Source organism: Acidobacteriota bacterium (assembly GCA_016700075.1).
Lineage (GTDB): Bacteria > Acidobacteriota > Blastocatellia > Pyrinomonadales > Pyrinomonadaceae > OLB17.
Window position 1 is genome coordinate 3086591 of record CP065000.1, and the last position, 16400, is coordinate 3102990.

Sequence of the window (16400 nt, forward strand, 5' to 3'; positions counted from 1 at the left end):
AAAATAATATTGCGTTTCATTATGAACTCTCCTTTCGTATAAACTCGCGGCCGTAAGCCGTCACATTGTAAGGCGATGAGAAGCCAAGAAAAGTATCAATGGACCGACAACGAGGAAGGGAAACGACGTGGTGAGCTTGGTATCAGCGGCGTAGGATCAGATTGGTTCGACCATATCCAATGGTGAAATGATCGTGATCGCTGATGCGTAGCGATGAAAATCGGCTACGTTGAATGTCAGGATGGTATCGAGGCTATTCGCGAGCATTGCCGCCACGATCCGTGCATCGTGAGTGGCCTTTCCCTTCACTTGATGAGCAACAACCAACTCTTCCCACTTATCATAAAGAGTTTCGTTCTCATTAAGTAGGGGAAAGTGCAGCTTGATCATGTCAATTTGAACCTTAGCAGTAGAGGTGTCGAGGCCTAGCCCATTTGCCTCGAGCGGACGGGTCGCGATCGCCCAAAACTCAACCAAGTTCTGGGGCACAATATATAAGAGGTCGCCATCGTTACGAAGTTTAGCCAGCGACTCAACTGCGGCACTGTGAAGCCGGTTGGAGGGTTCGAGAATGCGGACAAGAATGTTTGTATCAACCAAGACCCGCATCAATTTCGATCTTCGTAAATATTCTCACGGCGGAGCGATCCATCGGGCAAACTGGTCGTAATTTTGCTCTGCTTGGTCCAGTTTCTGAGCGATTCTGTCCATGCTTGTGGTGAAAGTTGATGTTGAGTTAGGCTCTTCAAGGTGGTCTCATCGAGAGCTTTTTGAATGACCTCGTCGACCGAAATGCCTAATTCTTTCGCTCTGTTGATAAGCGAAATTGTTCTCGGATCAAAATCAATTGTGACCTGCATAGCAAAATTCTCCTTCTTAGATAATATCATCAAATTATTCATTTGAGACCAGCTTATGAAGTTGCAAAATCGAAGAGCCGGAGCGAGATCGACTCGGCTCCGGCTGTATTTGGGGTGCTCTCGACAGGAATTGTGAAGTGCGTTTAGCCGATCACGCCTGCATAATTGTCCGCATATTTCGGCGGCAGCGGCATATTCAGGAACGCGGCCCAGTTTTCCGGTGTGACGGTCTCGACATAAACCTGCGTCATTTCGGGCGTGTTCACCTCGACCATGAAGCGGTTCTCGATCCAAAGCTCGATCAGCTGAAACAGCCCGCGGCCGCGATTCGCCGTGAAACATCGCCAGCCTTCGCGTTCGGCGATGGCTTTGATGGACGCCTCGTCGAGCGGGGAATTGATGTTCAGGTGAACCGAACCGAAAAGCGTGGATTCCTCGGTCGGCACGAACATCGCTTCGTGATCGTCGGTGATGGTGTCACGGCTGAATGTTGCTTCGTCCGGCAGGCCTTCGCCCGGAACAAGCTGAGTTCCGTTCGGTATCACCTCCACCATCGTCCCGCGGCCGTCGTCAGCGAACGCCAGCCATCCGCCGGGGCTCGGCGGAAACGGCATCGCAACACCGCCCCAAAGTTCTGCCAAAATATTCGCGACCTTTTCAGGTTCGTTAACGCCTATTGAAATGTGATTTATCATTACGGTCTCTCCTTTTGTATGAAGTGCGGACCAAGCTGTCCGTCACACGTAAGGCGAGAATCGACCAGAAAAAGTATCAGGAGCAGTGGCAGGAGCAGTGGCAGTAGCAGGAGCAGTGGCAGTAGCAGGAGCAGTGGCAGTGGCAGGAGCAGTGGCAGTGGCAGGAGCAGTGGCAGTAGCAGTGGCAGTAGCAGGAGCAGTGGCAGTGGCAGGAGCAGTGGCAGTGGCAGGAGCAGTGGCAGTGGCAGGAGCAGTGGCAGTGGCAGGAGCAGTGGCAGTGGCAGGAGCAGTGGCAGTGGCAGGAGCAGTGGCAGTAGCAGGAGCAGGAGCAGGAGCGAGAGTAGGAGTAGAAGCAGGTTAGTATTTTGGTAGAAAGCGCTCGGGGTTGGCGATCATTCCTCCTAGCATTCTGCCGACCTCTTCGTAGCGGGTTATCAGTTCTGAGCATTTTTCTTTGGTGATATAGCCGCAGTCCCGAGACGTCTCGAGCCAAACTTGTGTTTCGGAGCCTTCGCCGTCAGCGTCGCTGAGCTTGCTGACAAAATGTTTGGGGTAAAGGCGTTTTCGATACGCCTCAGCAATATTTGCAGGGACGGAGCGAGACGAACGTCGGATCTGATCGGTTAGAGAGTAGGTTTCTTCCTTAGGAAACGAACGCGAAAGGAAAAAGATCTCCATCGCAAGCTGATACGACAACTGATATACCTTTAACCCTCGATGCCCTGCCTGATTCTCCATAATTCAATTTCTGCTCCTGCCCCTGCCCCTGCCCCTGCGTCTGCCCCTGCCCCTGCGTCTGCCCCTGCTCCTGCTCCTGCTCCTGCTCCTGCCCCTGCTCCTGCTCCTGCCCCTTCGTCTGCCCCTGCTCCTGCCCCTGCGTCTGCCCCTGCGTCTGCCCCTGCTCCTGCTCCTGCTACTGCTACTGTTTAACAAGTCGTCCGTACAGCCACGCTTTTGTCATTTTCCAGTGGCGTTTTACTGTGATCACGGACACGCCGAGGACCTCGGCGGCTTCTTCCATCGTCAGGCCGCCGAAATAGCGGAGTTCGACAATCTGGGCTTTGACGGGATCCATCTTTGCGAGTTCGTTGAGGGCGTCGTCGAGTTCGACAAGTTCCGCTGCTTCTTCGTCGGCCTTGTCGATCTCTTCGTTGAGCGTGAGGATGTGGAATTCGCCGCCGCGTTTTTCGGCGTTGTGGCGGCGTGCGTGATCGACGAGTATGCGCCGCATCTGATTCGCGGCGACGCCGATGAAGTGTGCCTTGTTCTGCCACGACACCTGCGTGATGTCGATCATTTTCAGATAGGCTTCGTTGACCAACGCCGTCGGCTGCAGCGTGTGGCCGGAGCGTTCGTTGCGTAAGTAGCCGGCGGCGATGCGTTTGAGTTCGTTGTAGATGAGCGGCAGGAGTTCGTCCAGGACGTCGCGGTTGCCCTTCGACAATTCCACCAAAAGACCTGTCACGGCGTGCGTTTCCATAGCGAACAGAGTTATTCTACGCCCGATGCGGGAATTTCGCATTTTCCGGAGGCGAATATGGTGAGCTACGAAGTTTCAGTGATGGTTCCTGCCGACGCGATGGAGCGTTTTGAGGCGTATATGCTCGACAAGCATATCGCCGAGGTGATCGCGACGGGCTATTTCGCGGGTGCGACATTCTATAGCGACGGTGAACGCCGCAGGACGATCTACGAGGCTTTCGATCGCGAAGCTCTCGAAAACTATCTTGCGAACGACTCCGAGCGGCTCCGCACCGATTTCGCCGAACACTTTCCCGACGGCGTCGTCGCCACACGCGAGATCTGGGACGCGGTCGTGCGATTCGACGCACCGTGAGCACAGTTTGATAGAATTAAAGTGTGCTGGTGCTCGGGATAGAAAGTTCTTGCGATGAAACCGCCGCCGCTGTCGTTCGCGACGGGCGGGAAATGCTGTCGTCGATAATCTCCTCGCAGATAGAACTCCACAAACCGTGGGGCGGCGTCGTCCCCGAGCTTGCGTCCCGCGAACATCTCAACAAGATCGATCCCATTGTTAATGAAGCTCTCGATGCCGCAGGCGTGACACTCGACGACATCGATGCCGTCGCCGTTACGCAAGGTCCCGGACTGATCGGCTCGCTGATGGTCGGCGTTTGTTATGCAAAAGCGCTCGCATTCGCGCGCGGTATTCCGTTCGTCGGCGTGAACCACATCGAAGGCCACGTCTATTCCGTCAACTTCGAAAATCCGCCCGTGGAATATCCCGCTGTCGCGCTGATCGTCTCGGGCGGCCACACGAATATTTTTCATCTGCCTGAAGAAGGCGAATATATATTGATGTCGCGCACTCGCGACGACGCGGCGGGCGAGGCTTTCGACAAGGTCGCAAAGATGCTCGGGCTCGGCTATCCCGGCGGGCCTGTGATCGAAAAACTCGCACGCGAAGGAGACGCAGCAAAAGCGAGATTCCCGCGTGCAAAGATCTCTGACGGCTCGCTTGACCTCAGTTTCAGCGGGCTGAAAACCGCAGTTGTCCGTTATGTGCGTGAGCAGGGAATTGAGCCCGCCGATGATCCGGCAAGTGTTTCGCAGGAGATCAAGGACGTCGCTGCGGGCTTTCAAAAGGCGGTCGTCGGAGCACTGATCGCCCGACTAGAGCAGGTTTCGGAACTGGTCTCTCCAAAGACCATCATCGTTGCCGGCGGTGTGGCGTGTAATACGGTTCTTCGCGATGCCGCGGCGGCTTTGGGCAACAAACTCGGCTGTCCTGTTTATCTGCCCTCTAAACATCTTTCGACAGACAACGCCGCGATGATCGCCGCTGCAGGACATTTTCACCTTTCCCGAGGCGAACAGGGCAAACTCGATATGGCTGCAGACGTCACAATGAGGCTGCAGAATTCGGGCGATGTCCGGCCGGCAGGAAAGGTTCGTTACAGAGTGTAAAGTTCTTGCAATTTCCTCATGCGCGCCGTTAAAATTGCGGAGTAGGTTAAAACGCTTTCAACCCTCCGCAAGTTGAGTTGTTTTCTGTTTGTTTCTCCGCCATCTACAATGGCATTTCGGTTAGGAGTATTTGTGTAATGAAAAAACTTTCGATCCTGATGATCGCGGCACTGACGCTTTTCGCCGCGACCGCGTTCGGGCAGGGTGTGCCCGCTCCGTATACCTCGCGTATTCAGAATTTCGCCACGGGCCTCAGCCGTCCCATCCTTGTCCGCGGTGCTGGCGACGGCTCAAAGCGCATTTTCGTCGTCCAACAGGCGGGCCTTATCCGCGTGTACCAGCCCGGTGCGAGTACTCCGACCGATTTCATCAATCTGAGCTCCAAGTGCGTGCAGCCGGGCTCGACAGGTGATGAACGCGGGCTTCTCGGCCTCACCTTTCACCCGAATTTCGCCACTAACGGCAAGTTCTACGTAAATTACAACCAGGTCGGCACTACTACCACGGTCATCGCCGAATATACGACGACGACAGGCAACGGTAATTCGAACACAGGGAACATAAACAGCGAACGCATACTGATGACCATCCCGCAGCCTTTCTCGAACCACAACGGCGGGATGGTCGAATTCGGTCCGGACGGTTATTTGTACATCGGAATGGGTGACGGCGGTTCTGCGAATGATCCCGGAAACCGAGCACAGAACCGCTCGCTCCTGCTTGGAAAGATGCTCCGTATCGATGTGAACAGCACGTCGCCTGCGTATCTGATCCCGCCGACAAATCCGTTTCAGGGCGCCGGCACGGCACGCTGCGACAACGGCAGTACGACGGCGGGCACCACCTGTCAGGAGATCTATTCGATCGGCCTGCGTAATCCGTGGCGTTGGTCGTTTGACTCGGCCTCGCGTGCTTCGCAGCCGATCATTTGGGTAGCAGATGTCGGCCAGGGTTCCCGCGAAGAGGTGAACGTCATCGACGTGGCAGGCGGCAACTACGGTTGGCGTATTTATGAAGGCTCGATCTGTACGAACTTGGGCCCTGATCCTTGTGTCGCTTCGAACTATATCGCACCGCTCTTTGACTACACTCACACAGGCGGCCGCTGCTCGATCACGGGCGGCTATGTTTACCGCGGATCTCAGGGAAGTTTTCCGGACGGAGCTTATTCGTACGGCGATTACTGCACAGGCGAGATCTGGATGAGGTCCACCGGCGGGACGACAACCCTGCTGCACGATCTGCCCCGAACGGTCACTTCGTTCGGCCAGGACGAGGACGGCGAGGTCTATGTCACGTCGGGCTCAGGAATCGTGGACAAACTCGTCCGGGCACGCGCGTCAGCCGACATGGACGGCGACCTAAAGACGGACCTCGCGGTCTATCGCCCCTCGAATGGGGTTTGGTATATCGCCAACAGCTCGAACAGTACGGTCAAGACACAGCAGTTCGGATTTGCCGGGGACATACCGATCCCGGGCGACTTTGACGGCGACAATATCGTGGACATCGCGGTTTACCGTCCGTCCACAGGTTATTGGTATTACATAAAGAGCAGCGACGGCACGGTCGGCATCTCCATTTGGGGTCTTGCCGAAGACATTCCGGTTCCGGGCGATTACGACGGAGATGCCATTGACGATCTGGCGCTTTTCAGGCCGTCCAACGGCGTCTGGTACATATACCAGTCGAAGACCAACGATGTTAAGATCGCTTCATTCGGCCTTTCAACCGACGTGCCCGTTGCGGCGGATTATGACGGCGACGGGAAGTTCGACATTTCTGTCTGGCGTCCGTCCAACGGTGCCTGGTACCGCATCAACAGTTCCAACGGCCAGGTCGTGATAAACGGCTGGGGAACCGATGGCGACGTGCCGGCTCCGGGCGATTTCGACGGCGACGGCAAGACGGACCTTGCGGTCTTCAGGCCTTCGAACGGCGTTTGGTACATTTTCAGAAGCTCCAATTCGACGATCCAATACGCAGGTTGGGGAACAGCCGGAGATATCCCGACCGTCGGCGACTATGACGGCGACGGCCGCGACGATGTCGCTATCTACCGTCCTTCGAACGGAAGTTGGTGGGTCATTCGAAGCTCAAACTCGACCGCCTTTTCTGCATCGTGGGGATTGCCGGGCGACATTCCCGTGCCGATGCTCGACAGGCCGTAGTTTATAAATCAGACAAGACGGCGCGTGCCAAGGTGAATACCGTCACCGAGCACGCGCCGTTATTCTTTAATACTTCCGCACAGCCGGACGCCGTTGCTCCGCTGGTAAGCACATCATCAACAAGCAGTATCTTCGCACCAGATATCAGCTTTGGCCTTGCAACGCCGAAGGCTCCTTCCACACTCGCGGCTCGGGCTTTTGCGTCCATTCCCGAACGGTGCATCGGAGTATCTATGATCCGCTGCAAGCTCACAGCGTCAACAGGCATCCTCAAAAACTTCGAGCAAACGCCGGCGATCAGCTCCGCCTGATTAAAACCGCGTTCGTGCCGCCGCTTCTGCGATAAAGGCACCGGAACGATCAGGTCAATGTCTCTCAGCGGTGTGCGGCCCAAGGCATTCTCTATCTCTCTACTTAGCGTTGAGAAAACTTTCGGTATTTCCTTCAGATGCACGACCGACACCGCTAGGGCCTTTTCGTAGAGCCCGACAGCGAACGCCCGGTCGTAGTGATGATCATCGCACTTACGGCAATATACCTCGTCCGCAGTTTCACGCGGCCCATAATGAACGCCGCAGCGAGCACAGAGCAGGTCGCTGCCGGAAATTATGTGAGTTTCCTGCCAACACGTTCTGCACGCGGGCGTGTCTGAATATCTTTCCACACGAAGTCCGCAGGAAAGGCAATTGGCAGGGTATATAAAGGAAAGGATCGGGTCGGTAAGGGAGGAGAGCATCCGAGTGGCTGACTATTCTTCGTCGAGCTCTCCGCGTTCCTGCAATTCCTGACAGTTTAGGCAAAAACGGGCCCAAGGTATCGCCGCAAGCCGCTTTGGATTGATCGCCTCACCGCAGTTTTGGCAAGGGCCGTATTCATCGTCCTCGATCCTTCGGAGAGCCTGATCGATCATCGCCAATTGGCGGCTCTCATTCTCGGAAACCGCAAGCATGACGTTCTTGGAATAATTGCGTACCGCCAGGTCCACCGGATCCGGCGTTTCTGAATCGTCTATCGACAGGTCATTGTCGTTCAGCTTTTGTATGAGGAGTTCTCGTTCTTCGATCAGCCTTTGTTTAATGTCTTTTAGGTTCAATTTACTCATTTTTGGTACGGAAACCCCTTTAGTATCGTAAATGCTCTGTAGAGCTGCTCCAACAAGAACACACGAGCCATCTCGTGGGTAAAAGTCAGAAACGATAAGGATAGCCTATGATCAGCCCTTTCGGCAACTGCCGCAGATACGCCTTCTGCCCCTCCGATCACGAAGACGATGTCCCGGACCGAGCGTTCCTGCCAACCTTGAATCCGGCCGGCAAGCTCTTTCGATGTCTCTTGCTTGCCCTTTTCGTCCAGAACGCAGACGAAAGTTCCCGGCCTCAGCTTTTCCAGAATGCGCTTGCCCTCGTCCTCGCGCAGTTTCGCCGACGCGAATTCACGGACCTCACCTATCGAGCAATCAGCGAATTTGGATAAACGGGCGAGGTAATCTTCCTGAAGTGCCAGCAGGTGTTTGTTTCGGGTCTTGCCGACCCAGACGAAGGTGAATCTCATCAGGAGTTGCCGGCGAGTTCCGGCGACAGCTCGACCCGTGCGGCGTCGCGCCACAATCGGGCCAGGTCATAGTGCTCGCGTGATTCGCCGTTGAAAAGGTGGACAATGAAATCGCCGTAATCCAGCAGCACCCATTCCGCAGAATTGTAGCCTTCGACGCGGATGACCCTCACCTGGAGTTCTTTCTTGAGTTTTTCGTTTATTTCGTCCGCGATGGCCTGCACTTGCCGCTGATTATTTCCGCTCGCTATGACAAAGAACTCTGTAAAGCTTGCAATACCGCGAAGGTCGAGGACAACGACGTCCGTTGCCTTCTTGTCGGCCGCACACCGAATGGCGAGCCTAAGAGCATCGTCAAGTTCGTCAAATTGTACGGGCTTTTGCGATATCTGCAGGGAAACGGTCTCGCGGGTGAGTGATTGCTCCTGGGTTTTTTCCATTATTTATAAATCTGATATTTTTCTATGAATTTTGCAACTCCCGGCGGGACGTCGTTCTTCCAGGAGTCATCACCGTTTCGGGCACGATGCCGAATGTCCGTCGCCGAGATGTCGATATTCACGCGGTCGGTTAGATAGATGTGTTTTGCAGGGTTGCCGATGTCTGCGAACTGCTTTCCGCCTGGTCCTGTCAGGTCAACGATGCGAGAGCGTATCTCTTCGGTGACATGATCCGCAGCGATCTCGCGGCCGGGCCGGGTTACCACGATATGATCTGTCAGCGAGAGCACTTTCTCCCACTCGCGCCATGTCAGGATGTCCATCCACGAGTCAGCCCCCATGATAAAAAAGATGCGGTCGTCCGGATACATCGCGTTCAGCTTTGGCAGCGTCTGGACGGAATAGGGTTCATCGGGCGTTTCATATTCCAATTGTGAGACCCTGATGCGTTCGTCATCTTCGGTCGCGAGGCAAAGCATCGCATACCGGTCATACGCCGATGTGGGCTTTAGGCGCGACTTGTGCGGTGCGTGAAAAGCAGGGATGAAAACGAACTCGTCCAGATCGAACTGATCCAAAAGAGTGTGCGCTATCGCAATGTGCCCGTTGTGAACAGGATCGAACGTTCCGCCGAAAAATGCCCGTTTTTTCATGCTTCTATTGCTACTCTTCCTCTGCTGAAAGCAAATTTCCAACAGCACGGACCAACTCCTTCACACCTTCTCCTGTCGCTGACGAGATCGCAAAAAACCTCCGCTTTTCATTTGCGGCCGCCTTTTTCAAACTCTCGAGCCTTTCGGGATCGTCAAGCGAATCGATCTTTGTCGCGACCACGATCTGCGGCCGGGCAGCTAACTCCGCATCGTATTTTTTCAACTCGCTGTTAATTATCCGATAATCCTTCACCGGATCGCGGCCCGAGAACGACGACACGTCAACCAGATGCAGTATCAATTTCGTTCGTTCGATATGCCGCAAAAATCGATGCCCGAGTCCGCTGCCTTCGCTCGCACCTTCGATCAGGCCCGGAATGTCGGCGACGACGAACGTTTTATAGTCGCCCATATCCACAACGCCAAGATTCGGTTCCAGTGTTGTAAAAGGATAATCTGCGATCTTCGGTTTTGCCGCAGAGATCACCGAGATAAGTGTGGATTTTCCTGCATTCGGAAAGCCGACCAGCCCGACGTCTGCAAGCAGCTTCAGCTCCAGCTGCAGTTCCTTTTCCTCGCCGGGGCGTCCGTTGTAATGAAATTTCGGTGCCTGCCGCGTCGATGTGGCAAAATGTGCGTTGCCCCAACCGCCTTTGCCGCCTTTCGCCGCGAGTTCGCGTTGGCCGGCCTCGACCATATCAAAGATCAGTTCGCCGCTTTCCGCATCGAAAACCTGCGTCCCGACCGGCACTTTCACAACTGCGTCGGATCCGTCCTTGCCGTATCGGTTGGAACCTTCGCCGTGGCGGCCGCGTTCTGCTTTGTGCTCGGGATTGTAGCGAAGATGCAGGAGCGTGTTCAGGCCTTCGTCGGCTTCGATCCATACACTGCCTCCCACGCCGCCGTCGCCGCCCGAAGGTCCGCCGCGGGGGACGAATTTTTCACGGCGAAACGCCGTGACGCCGTTTCCGCCGTCGCCGGCCTTTACTTTGATCTTTACGCGGTCGATGAACATCGCTGACTCTGTTTTTAAGTGTAAAGGAAATGGTGAGGCAATGCAGAAGGCAAAAGAACGAAAGCGTCGAAACGATTGCTCATCTCGACGCTTTCATTTTTCTCTCGTCAGGTGCCGAAACACCTTTAGAAAGGGTTGCGGCAACATCATGTACACGCTGCTGCCGCGAATTTTGTATCCCGACGATGCTCTGCGGGGAGCCTTCACCGGTCAGCACCCAACTTGATTACTCATGCTGCGGGCGTTCTCACGCCGTGGTGCCGTTAGGTTTTTGTTTTGGTGGCTTTTCCTCCACCGCCGGTTACGTTCCCGGCAACGAGGCTCATTTCCGAAGAAAAGAGCGACTTTTGCACCTACAGAGTGATCAGCTTCTGTTGGCGTCGATCGTTTTTATCCGACCGACTCGGTCACCCTAACGGGTGTCCTTAGCAAGCCTTTCGGCTTCAGCTCCGAGCGTACCAGACAGCGGCTTTCCGCTCCTTCTGCCCTCGAGCAATGCGTCACCGCATCTGCTCCACCTCTCGGTGCCGGTCAAGATGCCCGTAAGCGTTCTTGACTGTATAACCATAATACACCCCCAAAATACTATGTCAAGTAGAAAGTACTTTAACTATTGCCCTTTATTTACGGGCTTTTGTGCAAAATCTGTGGATAACTTTGAGCCGATCTGTGGATAAAAATTCGAGCGAATTTGTTAACCCTTTTGTCACATATATTTACGCGTTCGCCTCAAGTTTAGGCTCTGAAACATCCATTCATTTGCGCACGAAAAATTTGTGAAAAAAATTTTATGACCTGCCGAAAATACCCCTCGCTCTTCCAAAAACCGATGCCATTATCGACACAAAAAAAGAAAAGAGGCTTCATCTGAAGCCCCTTTAGAAAACTGATAACAGAAATTTCCGTTACGCCGCAGCCTTTGGTGCGAGCTCCGGAGCTCCTTCAGCATAAACGCTGATGAATTTACCTCTGCGGCCTTTGTCCTCGAACTTAACGATGCCTTCGATCAGCGAGAACAGCGTATCGTCCTTGCCGCGGCCGACGTTGTTGCCGGGCTTCCACTTCGTTCCGCGTTGACGAGCGAGAATATTGCCGCCGAGTACGTGTTGGCCGCCGAATTTCTTCAACCCCAATCGCTGTGCCGCTGAATCGCGGCCGTTTCGTGATGATCCTACACCTTTCTTATGTGCCATTTCTCTAGTCGATCCTTATTTCAGTAAATCCTTGCCTGTGTCCCTGCTTACGCTTGTACTGCTTACGGCGTTTTTTCTTGAACACGATGATCTTTTCGCCGCGTCCGTGCGAAACGACGGTCGCCTTGACCGTGCCGGCTTCCAAACTGTCTCCGCTTACAAGCGTCTCGACGTCAACTGATTTGCCTACCTCGGCGTCTATCGACGGAACGCGAAGCGTATCGCCCGAAGTGACGGGGAACTGCTTGCCGCCGGTCCTGATGATTGTGTAGCTCATTCTTAGCTCCTATCAACTCGCGTCAAAACGGGACGCAGTCGAAAACCTCAGATTATAAAGTATTCTGCCGAAGGCAGTCAATCCGAAAGATCGGATGATACAGAACAAATGAGTGATCGCGGCAGTATCAAGCTTTCGAAGGATCGATGACCACGCCGATGAATGGCAGATTGCGGTAGCGGCCCGCGGCGTCCAGGCCATAGCCCACGACGAAGCGGTTCGGTATCACAAAACCTGTGTAGTCGATCTTGAGTTCCTTCTTGATACGCGGTTCGGGTTTATCCAGGAAGCTCGCGAGCCGTATCGACGCAGCACCGCGAGAGCCGAGGATCTCGAGCAGCCGCGAAAGCGTTAGCCCCGTGTCGATGATGTCTTCGACAATGATGACGTGTTTGTCGCGGATGGGATTGCTCAGATCTTTCAATATCTCGACGTCGCCGGTCGAAACGGTGCCGTCCTTGTAGCTGGAAACCGACATAAAGTCGATCGACAGCGGCAGGTCTATCTCGCGCATCAGGTCGGCGAGGAAAATGCACGAGCCTTTCAGAACGCCCACAAGAACAAGCTCTTTGCCCGAATATTCCTCTGTGATCTGCCGTCCCATTTCGCGGACGCGGTCGCGTATCTCTTCCTCGGAATAGAGAACTTCGAGGTTCGGATTGGCAAATTCTGACACCATTTTCGTTGTTTCAGCCTGCATTGTATTTACCGGATTTGATGAATCGAGATTTTCGCAATACTATTCGATTAACGGCGGGAATTCAAGGTTGCGGCATGGCAGTCGGCCGGCACTCCGCTCAAATTTTGATGGCAGATATTTCTACCGAAACCCGCGCCCGCATTCGCGAACTCGTCCGGCAGGTCCTCGACGCTGTTCCTGCTGAGCAGACGGCAACGCCCGCACCCGCGGCCGTGACCGAACACGTTATCGTCAATTCGCTGCGTGACAAGATGGAACGCGAATGGGATCGCGACGAATCTGCGAAATCGCTGCTTACGGAAGATGACCTCCGCGGCCTGGAACCGGGCTCGCGTGTGCGTGTCGCCGAGAACGTCAAATTCACGCCGCTCGCCAGCGACATCATTGCGGAACGCGGCATCGAGCTGATCCGAAAAGCTGCCCGAAGGTCGGAAGTGAAGGTGCGTTCGGTCGCCGTCGGCGCCGACCACGGCGGCTTCAGGTCGAAAGAGGCGATCAAAGCGTTCCTTGCGGATCTGGGGCTGAACGTCCGCGATTTCGGCACTGACAGCGAGGACGCCGTCGATTATCCCGACATCGCACACGCGGTCGCGAAATGCGTCTCGGGCCGACAGGCTGAGGTCGGCATCATCATCGACGGAGCCGGAATAGGCAGTGCGATGACAGCGAACAAGGTTCCCGGCGTGCGTGCTGCCGCGTGTTACAACACAGCCCTCGCACGCAATTCCCGCGAACACAACGGCGCCAACGTCCTCACGCTCGGCGCGGGGCAGAATTCGCTCGAAGAGATGAAAGCCATCGTCGAAGCGTTCCTCTCGACCGGCATCGGCGAGGAACGCCATCAGAAACGCGTCGCGAAAATTGATAACATTGACAGGGAATATAGACGTTAAAACGCTCGGGACAGCAATATTATTATATTGATAAAAATATTGCCATCAGGCTGGCCGTTGGGTTATAATGACATTCGAATGGGACGATCTAAAAGAGCATGAGAATATTGAAAAGCACGGCGTCTCGATCCGACTGGCACAGTTTGCATTTTCCGATCCGTTTCGTGTGATTGCCGAAGATTTGGAGCATAGCGTCGAAGAGGCGCGGTTCTATTGCTTTGGTAATGTTGCCGGACGAATAATGACCGTCAGGTTCACCTACCGGAAGAATTCGATCCGGATCATTGGTGCAGGGTATTGGCGGAAAGGAAAAAAGGTCTATGAAAAGGAACAACGGATACACGAATGAGCCGATCGGCAAGATACGTGTGATAAAGGATTTTTTGCCGCCGCCCGAAGATCTGGTTTTTCGCGAGGACAATGTAAAAGTTACTTTGTCACTCAGTCGCGAAAGCGTAGATTTTTTCAAGGAACAGGCAGCAAAGAATCGAACTCAGTATCAAAAAATGATACGGCGGTTGCTTGATCTTTACGTAATGAATCAGAAAGCTTAGATCACAAGAGATTTCCTAAAATGCAAAACGGAAACTACGACCAACTGATCGAGCAGATCACCGATATGGTGATGGCTAAGCTGTCGGGCGAGGAATATTGCCCGACGTTTTGCCGTGCTGATGTGGAGCGGATCGTTGACGCGGGTGCGGAACGCATCGGCATCGTGCTTGGCGAGACCGCGACGGCGCACGACTGGGCTTCGCTGATCGACCATACATTATTGAAGCCGGAGGCCGCCGAGGCCGACATACGCAAACTTTGCGACGAGGCCCGCCAATTCGGCTTCGCATCGGTGTGCGTAAATCCGACGTGGGTCAAACGTGCGTCTGAGTTCCTGCAGGGCTCCGGCGTGCCGGTCTGCACCGTGATCGGTTTTCCGCTTGGCGCAACGCTGCCTGACGTGAAGGCATACGAGGCACGCCGTGCGATCTTTAACGGAGCTCGCGAGGTCGATATGGTCATCAACATCGGTGCTCTGAAATCAAATGACGACTGTGCGGTCGAGGACGACATTCGTGCCGTCGTCGAAGCCGCACACGAGAATCACATACTCTGCAAGGTCATCATCGAAACCGCGTTGCTGACCGACGACGAAAAGGTCCGTGCTTGCGTCGCCGCTAAGAACGCCGGTGCGGATTTCGTCAAAACATCTACCGGCTTTGCAAAAGGCGGAGCCACTGCGAACGACGTCGCTCTGATGCGGCGAACGGTCGGCAAGGCTTTGGGAGTAAAAGCTTCGGGCGGCGTGAAGGGAATTGAGGATGCCCGTGCGATGTTCGAGGCAGGTGCGACAAGGATCGGTGCCTCGGTCGGCGTAAAGATCGCACAGGAAGCCAGCGGCATCGAAACGACCTCTGTCGCTACGTCCTACTGAGCGGCCGTTTTCGGCTGATCAAAAGTCCTTCGGTAGTCGCGGCCGTCCATCGCAACCGTCTTACACATCTCAAACAGCCTCGAACGTAGCCGCGTGCCGATGCGGTCCTCCAGAGTTTCGTCGCGTTCGCTGCGGCGTTGATCCAGATAATTCGTTGTTATGATGGTCGTCTTTTTGTCGTTGTAGCGGCTGGTGATGATGTTCGACAGAGTGTCGCGTACCCAGTCGGTCGGCTTGGTCGCTCCCAGTTCGTCCAGTACCAGCACGTCGATATTCAGCACCGGCGACAGCACGCTCATCTCTGAGGCATGCGTGTCCGGATTATACGAATCCTGAATTTCCTTGAGCAGGGAACCGAGGTCGTAGAATAGACACTTAAAGCCACGTTCGGTCAGCCCCTTTAGTATGGATACGGCAAGGTGAGTCTTTCCGACCCCGACGCTGCCCATAAATAGCAGCCCGCGATCAACAGCCGGATATTCCATCGCAAAAGACGTCGCTAGTTTGAACGCAGCCTGTTGCGAGACGGTCTGCGGTTTGTAACTGTGAAAATGAAAGCCGTCGTAGCGTTTCGGCAGGCGTACATTGCGAAAGCCGTTCTTCGCGGCCTCGCGAATGCGGCATTCGCATTTGCGGGCACCTGAGCCGGGAACGACCTCCATACCCGTATCAAAGCACTTTTCACACGCGTAATAGACGTTGTCAGCAGGTTCCGGCATTTCGATAGCCGGCGGCGGCGGTACGGCTTTCAGGTCGGGGCGTTTGTCCTTTTCTCGCGGCATCGGGAATGGATTATATCATCGGGGCGTTTGTTTTCAACACGAACGTGAAACGCCCGCGGCCGATGTTGTAACATTATAAAAGTTTATGGGAATGCTTCGCAGCTTGATGATCCGATTTGGCCTTGCCGACCTCAGCGTGGACCGCACGCCGATCGCCGTAATGCTGCTCGACGACGACGAACGCCGCCACCGATGGTTTCGAAAACGCTTTGTTGGTGACGACCTCGACATTGCCGAGAACGTGCAGGAAGCGGTCGAATTGCTGGCTGAGCGTGCCTATGACGCCATCTTTCTCGATCACGATCTGCTGCCGCATCATTACGAATCGAACGACCACGACGACTGGGCAAATACGGGCCTCGCGGTCGCGCGATACCTTCGCGATAATCCCGAGATACAGCGTGCCGCGACCATCGTCGTCCACACTCGAAACGCCGATGCCGCCATCGACATGGTCACCACACTTCGCGAGACCGGCCGCACTGTCGAATACTGCGCTTTCCCGCTTCTCGACCTAAAGATCCGCAACTACTGGAAACGTTAAATTTCGGACCGCATGCTGCCAGCCTGCAGAGGTTGCAGAAGCCCGCGCGTAAGCAAGGGCGATATCCGGAGCGTCATCATACGGGAGCGGCTTTGCCGGAAGATGCCTGTGATCATCTTGTATGCTTTGGTCGTTCGCTATCGCCCTTGCTTACGCGCGGGCCTCTGCAACTTCGTTCTTTAACAAAATACCCCGCTCGTTAAGAGCGGGGCAATTCTGTCGGACCGCAGGCAGCTTGGTTGCGGGCCGGCGAACAACCACCCGCTACC

25 protein-coding genes are annotated in these 16400 nt (G+C 54.8%); 9 read left to right on the plus strand and 16 right to left on the minus strand.

Translation table 11 applies throughout. The features are described from left to right. Window positions 1–156: 156 nt before the first annotated feature. The 3 genes from IPM50_13975 to IPM50_13985 all read right to left on the minus strand — a co-directional run bounded on the left by IPM50_13975 (window position 157) and on the right by IPM50_13985 (window position 1555). On the minus strand, window positions 157–609 hold the full coding sequence (locus tag IPM50_13975; GenBank protein QQS32746.1) for a type II toxin-antitoxin system VapC family toxin: 453 nt from the start codon (window positions 607–609) through the stop codon (window positions 157–159). Continuing rightward, complete coding sequence (locus IPM50_13980) at window positions 609–860, minus strand: hypothetical protein (protein ID QQS32747.1); 252 nt, start codon at window positions 858–860, stop codon at window positions 609–611. The genes IPM50_13975 and IPM50_13980 overlap by 1 nt, the downstream gene beginning before the upstream one ends. 143 nt (window positions 861–1003) lie before the next feature. Continuing rightward, window positions 1004–1555, minus strand: coding sequence for a hypothetical protein (locus tag IPM50_13985; GenBank protein QQS32748.1), 552 nt, complete (start codon window positions 1553–1555; stop codon window positions 1004–1006). 97 nt (window positions 1556–1652) lie between these two features. Here IPM50_13985 and IPM50_13990 point away from each other — a divergent pair, with 97 nt between their 5' ends. Further along, a complete protein-coding gene (locus IPM50_13990; GenBank protein QQS32749.1) occupies window positions 1653–1916 on the plus strand; it encodes a hypothetical protein in 264 nt (87 codons plus the stop codon). On the opposite strand, the gene IPM50_13995 is transcribed toward IPM50_13990, so the two are convergent. Continuing rightward, a complete protein-coding gene (locus tag IPM50_13995; GenBank protein QQS32750.1) occupies window positions 1913–2293 on the minus strand; it encodes a four helix bundle protein in 381 nt (126 codons plus the stop codon). The two genes, IPM50_13990 and IPM50_13995, sit on opposite strands and share 4 nt — an antisense overlap. 181 nt (window positions 2294–2474) lie before the next feature. After that, window positions 2475–3035 carry a sigma-70 family RNA polymerase sigma factor gene (locus IPM50_14000; GenBank protein QQS32751.1) on the minus strand — a complete coding sequence of 187 codons (561 nt, stop codon included), beginning with the start codon at window positions 3033–3035 and terminating at the stop codon, window positions 2475–2477. Window positions 3036–3092: 57 nt separating this feature from the next. Between IPM50_14000 and IPM50_14005 the strand changes: the two genes are divergently transcribed. The 3 genes from IPM50_14005 (at window position 3093) to IPM50_14015 (ending at window position 6654) form a co-directional block, all read left to right on the plus strand. Beyond that, window positions 3093–3392, plus strand: a complete 300-nt coding sequence (locus tag IPM50_14005; protein ID QQS32752.1) for a DUF4286 family protein — start codon at window positions 3093–3095, stop codon at window positions 3390–3392. Window positions 3393–3415: 23 nt separating this feature from the next. Continuing rightward, on the plus strand, window positions 3416–4483 hold the full coding sequence (gene tsaD / locus IPM50_14010) for a tRNA (adenosine(37)-N6)-threonylcarbamoyltransferase complex transferase subunit TsaD (protein QQS32753.1): 1068 nt from the start codon (window positions 3416–3418) through the stop codon (window positions 4481–4483). 137 nt (window positions 4484–4620) lie between these two features. Next, a complete protein-coding gene (locus tag IPM50_14015; protein QQS32754.1) occupies window positions 4621–6654 on the plus strand; it encodes a PQQ-dependent sugar dehydrogenase in 2034 nt (677 codons plus the stop codon). A gap of 1 nt (window position 6655) precedes the next feature. Here IPM50_14015 and IPM50_14020 read toward each other — a convergent pair whose 3' ends face one another. The 10 genes from IPM50_14020 to hpt all read right to left on the minus strand — a co-directional run bounded on the left by IPM50_14020 (window position 6656) and on the right by hpt (window position 12462). Next, complete coding sequence (locus IPM50_14020) at window positions 6656–7318, minus strand: ComF family protein (protein ID QQS32755.1); 663 nt, start codon at window positions 7316–7318, stop codon at window positions 6656–6658. 84 nt (window positions 7319–7402) lie between these two features. After that, window positions 7403–7756: a TraR/DksA family transcriptional regulator gene (locus tag IPM50_14025; protein ID QQS32756.1), complete on the minus strand. Its 354-nt coding sequence runs from the start codon at window positions 7754–7756 to the stop codon at window positions 7403–7405. Next, window positions 7753–8205, minus strand: coding sequence for a 23S rRNA (pseudouridine(1915)-N(3))-methyltransferase RlmH (locus IPM50_14030; GenBank protein QQS32757.1), 453 nt, complete (start codon window positions 8203–8205; stop codon window positions 7753–7755). Before IPM50_14030 ends, IPM50_14025 begins: the two co-directional genes overlap by 4 nt. Further along, on the minus strand, window positions 8205–8645 hold the full coding sequence (gene rsfS / locus IPM50_14035; GenBank protein QQS32758.1) for a ribosome silencing factor: 441 nt from the start codon (window positions 8643–8645) through the stop codon (window positions 8205–8207). Before rsfS ends, IPM50_14030 begins: the two co-directional genes overlap by 1 nt. Beyond that, the gene (gene nadD / locus IPM50_14040; protein ID QQS32759.1) at window positions 8645–9298 is read right to left on the minus strand and encodes a nicotinate (nicotinamide) nucleotide adenylyltransferase; all 654 of its coding nucleotides are present in this window, start codon (window positions 9296–9298) and stop codon (window positions 8645–8647) included. Before nadD ends, rsfS begins: the two co-directional genes overlap by 1 nt. A gap of 10 nt (window positions 9299–9308) precedes the next feature. Beyond that, window positions 9309–10313 (minus strand): GTPase ObgE, encoded by a 1005-nt coding sequence (obgE, locus tag IPM50_14045; GenBank protein ID QQS32760.1) that lies wholly within the window; start codon window positions 10311–10313, stop codon window positions 9309–9311. A gap of 412 nt (window positions 10314–10725) precedes the next feature. Continuing rightward, window positions 10726–10881: a hypothetical protein gene (locus IPM50_14050; GenBank protein QQS32761.1), complete on the minus strand. Its 156-nt coding sequence runs from the start codon at window positions 10879–10881 to the stop codon at window positions 10726–10728. A 337-nt stretch (window positions 10882–11218) separates the two neighbouring features. Continuing rightward, entirely contained in the window at window positions 11219–11506 is a 288-nt protein-coding gene (gene rpmA, locus IPM50_14055) for a 50S ribosomal protein L27 (GenBank protein ID QQS32762.1), read from the minus strand. 4 nt (window positions 11507–11510) lie between these two features. Then, on the minus strand, window positions 11511–11783 hold the full coding sequence (gene rplU, locus IPM50_14060; protein ID QQS32763.1) for a 50S ribosomal protein L21: 273 nt from the start codon (window positions 11781–11783) through the stop codon (window positions 11511–11513). 127 nt (window positions 11784–11910) lie between these two features. After that, window positions 11911–12462 (minus strand): hypoxanthine phosphoribosyltransferase, encoded by a 552-nt coding sequence (gene hpt / locus IPM50_14065; GenBank protein ID QQS34535.1) that lies wholly within the window; start codon window positions 12460–12462, stop codon window positions 11911–11913. A 272-nt stretch (window positions 12463–12734) separates the two neighbouring features. Here hpt and IPM50_14070 point away from each other — a divergent pair, with 272 nt between their 5' ends. The 4 genes from IPM50_14070 (at window position 12735) to deoC (ending at window position 14805) form a co-directional block, all read left to right on the plus strand. Continuing rightward, window positions 12735–13376, plus strand: coding sequence for an RpiB/LacA/LacB family sugar-phosphate isomerase (locus IPM50_14070; GenBank protein QQS34536.1), 642 nt, complete (start codon window positions 12735–12737; stop codon window positions 13374–13376). A gap of 67 nt (window positions 13377–13443) precedes the next feature. Further along, entirely contained in the window at window positions 13444–13725 is a 282-nt protein-coding gene (locus tag IPM50_14075) for a BrnT family toxin (protein ID QQS32764.1), read from the plus strand. Next, entirely contained in the window at window positions 13697–13930 is a 234-nt protein-coding gene (locus IPM50_14080) for a CopG family transcriptional regulator (GenBank protein ID QQS32765.1), read from the plus strand. The genes IPM50_14075 and IPM50_14080 overlap by 29 nt, the downstream gene beginning before the upstream one ends. A 71-nt stretch (window positions 13931–14001) precedes the next feature. Next, entirely contained in the window at window positions 14002–14805 is an 804-nt protein-coding gene (deoC, locus tag IPM50_14085; protein QQS34537.1) for a deoxyribose-phosphate aldolase, read from the plus strand. Here the strand turns inward: deoC and IPM50_14090 are convergent. Next, window positions 14799–15524, minus strand: coding sequence for an ATP-binding protein (locus IPM50_14090; GenBank protein QQS34538.1), 726 nt, complete (start codon window positions 15522–15524; stop codon window positions 14799–14801). The two genes, deoC and IPM50_14090, sit on opposite strands and share 7 nt — an antisense overlap. A gap of 148 nt (window positions 15525–15672) precedes the next feature. Between IPM50_14090 and IPM50_14095 the strand changes: the two genes are divergently transcribed. Beyond that, entirely contained in the window at window positions 15673–16131 is a 459-nt protein-coding gene (locus tag IPM50_14095) for a hypothetical protein (GenBank protein ID QQS32766.1), read from the plus strand. The last annotated feature ends 269 nt before the right edge of the window (window positions 16132–16400 follow it).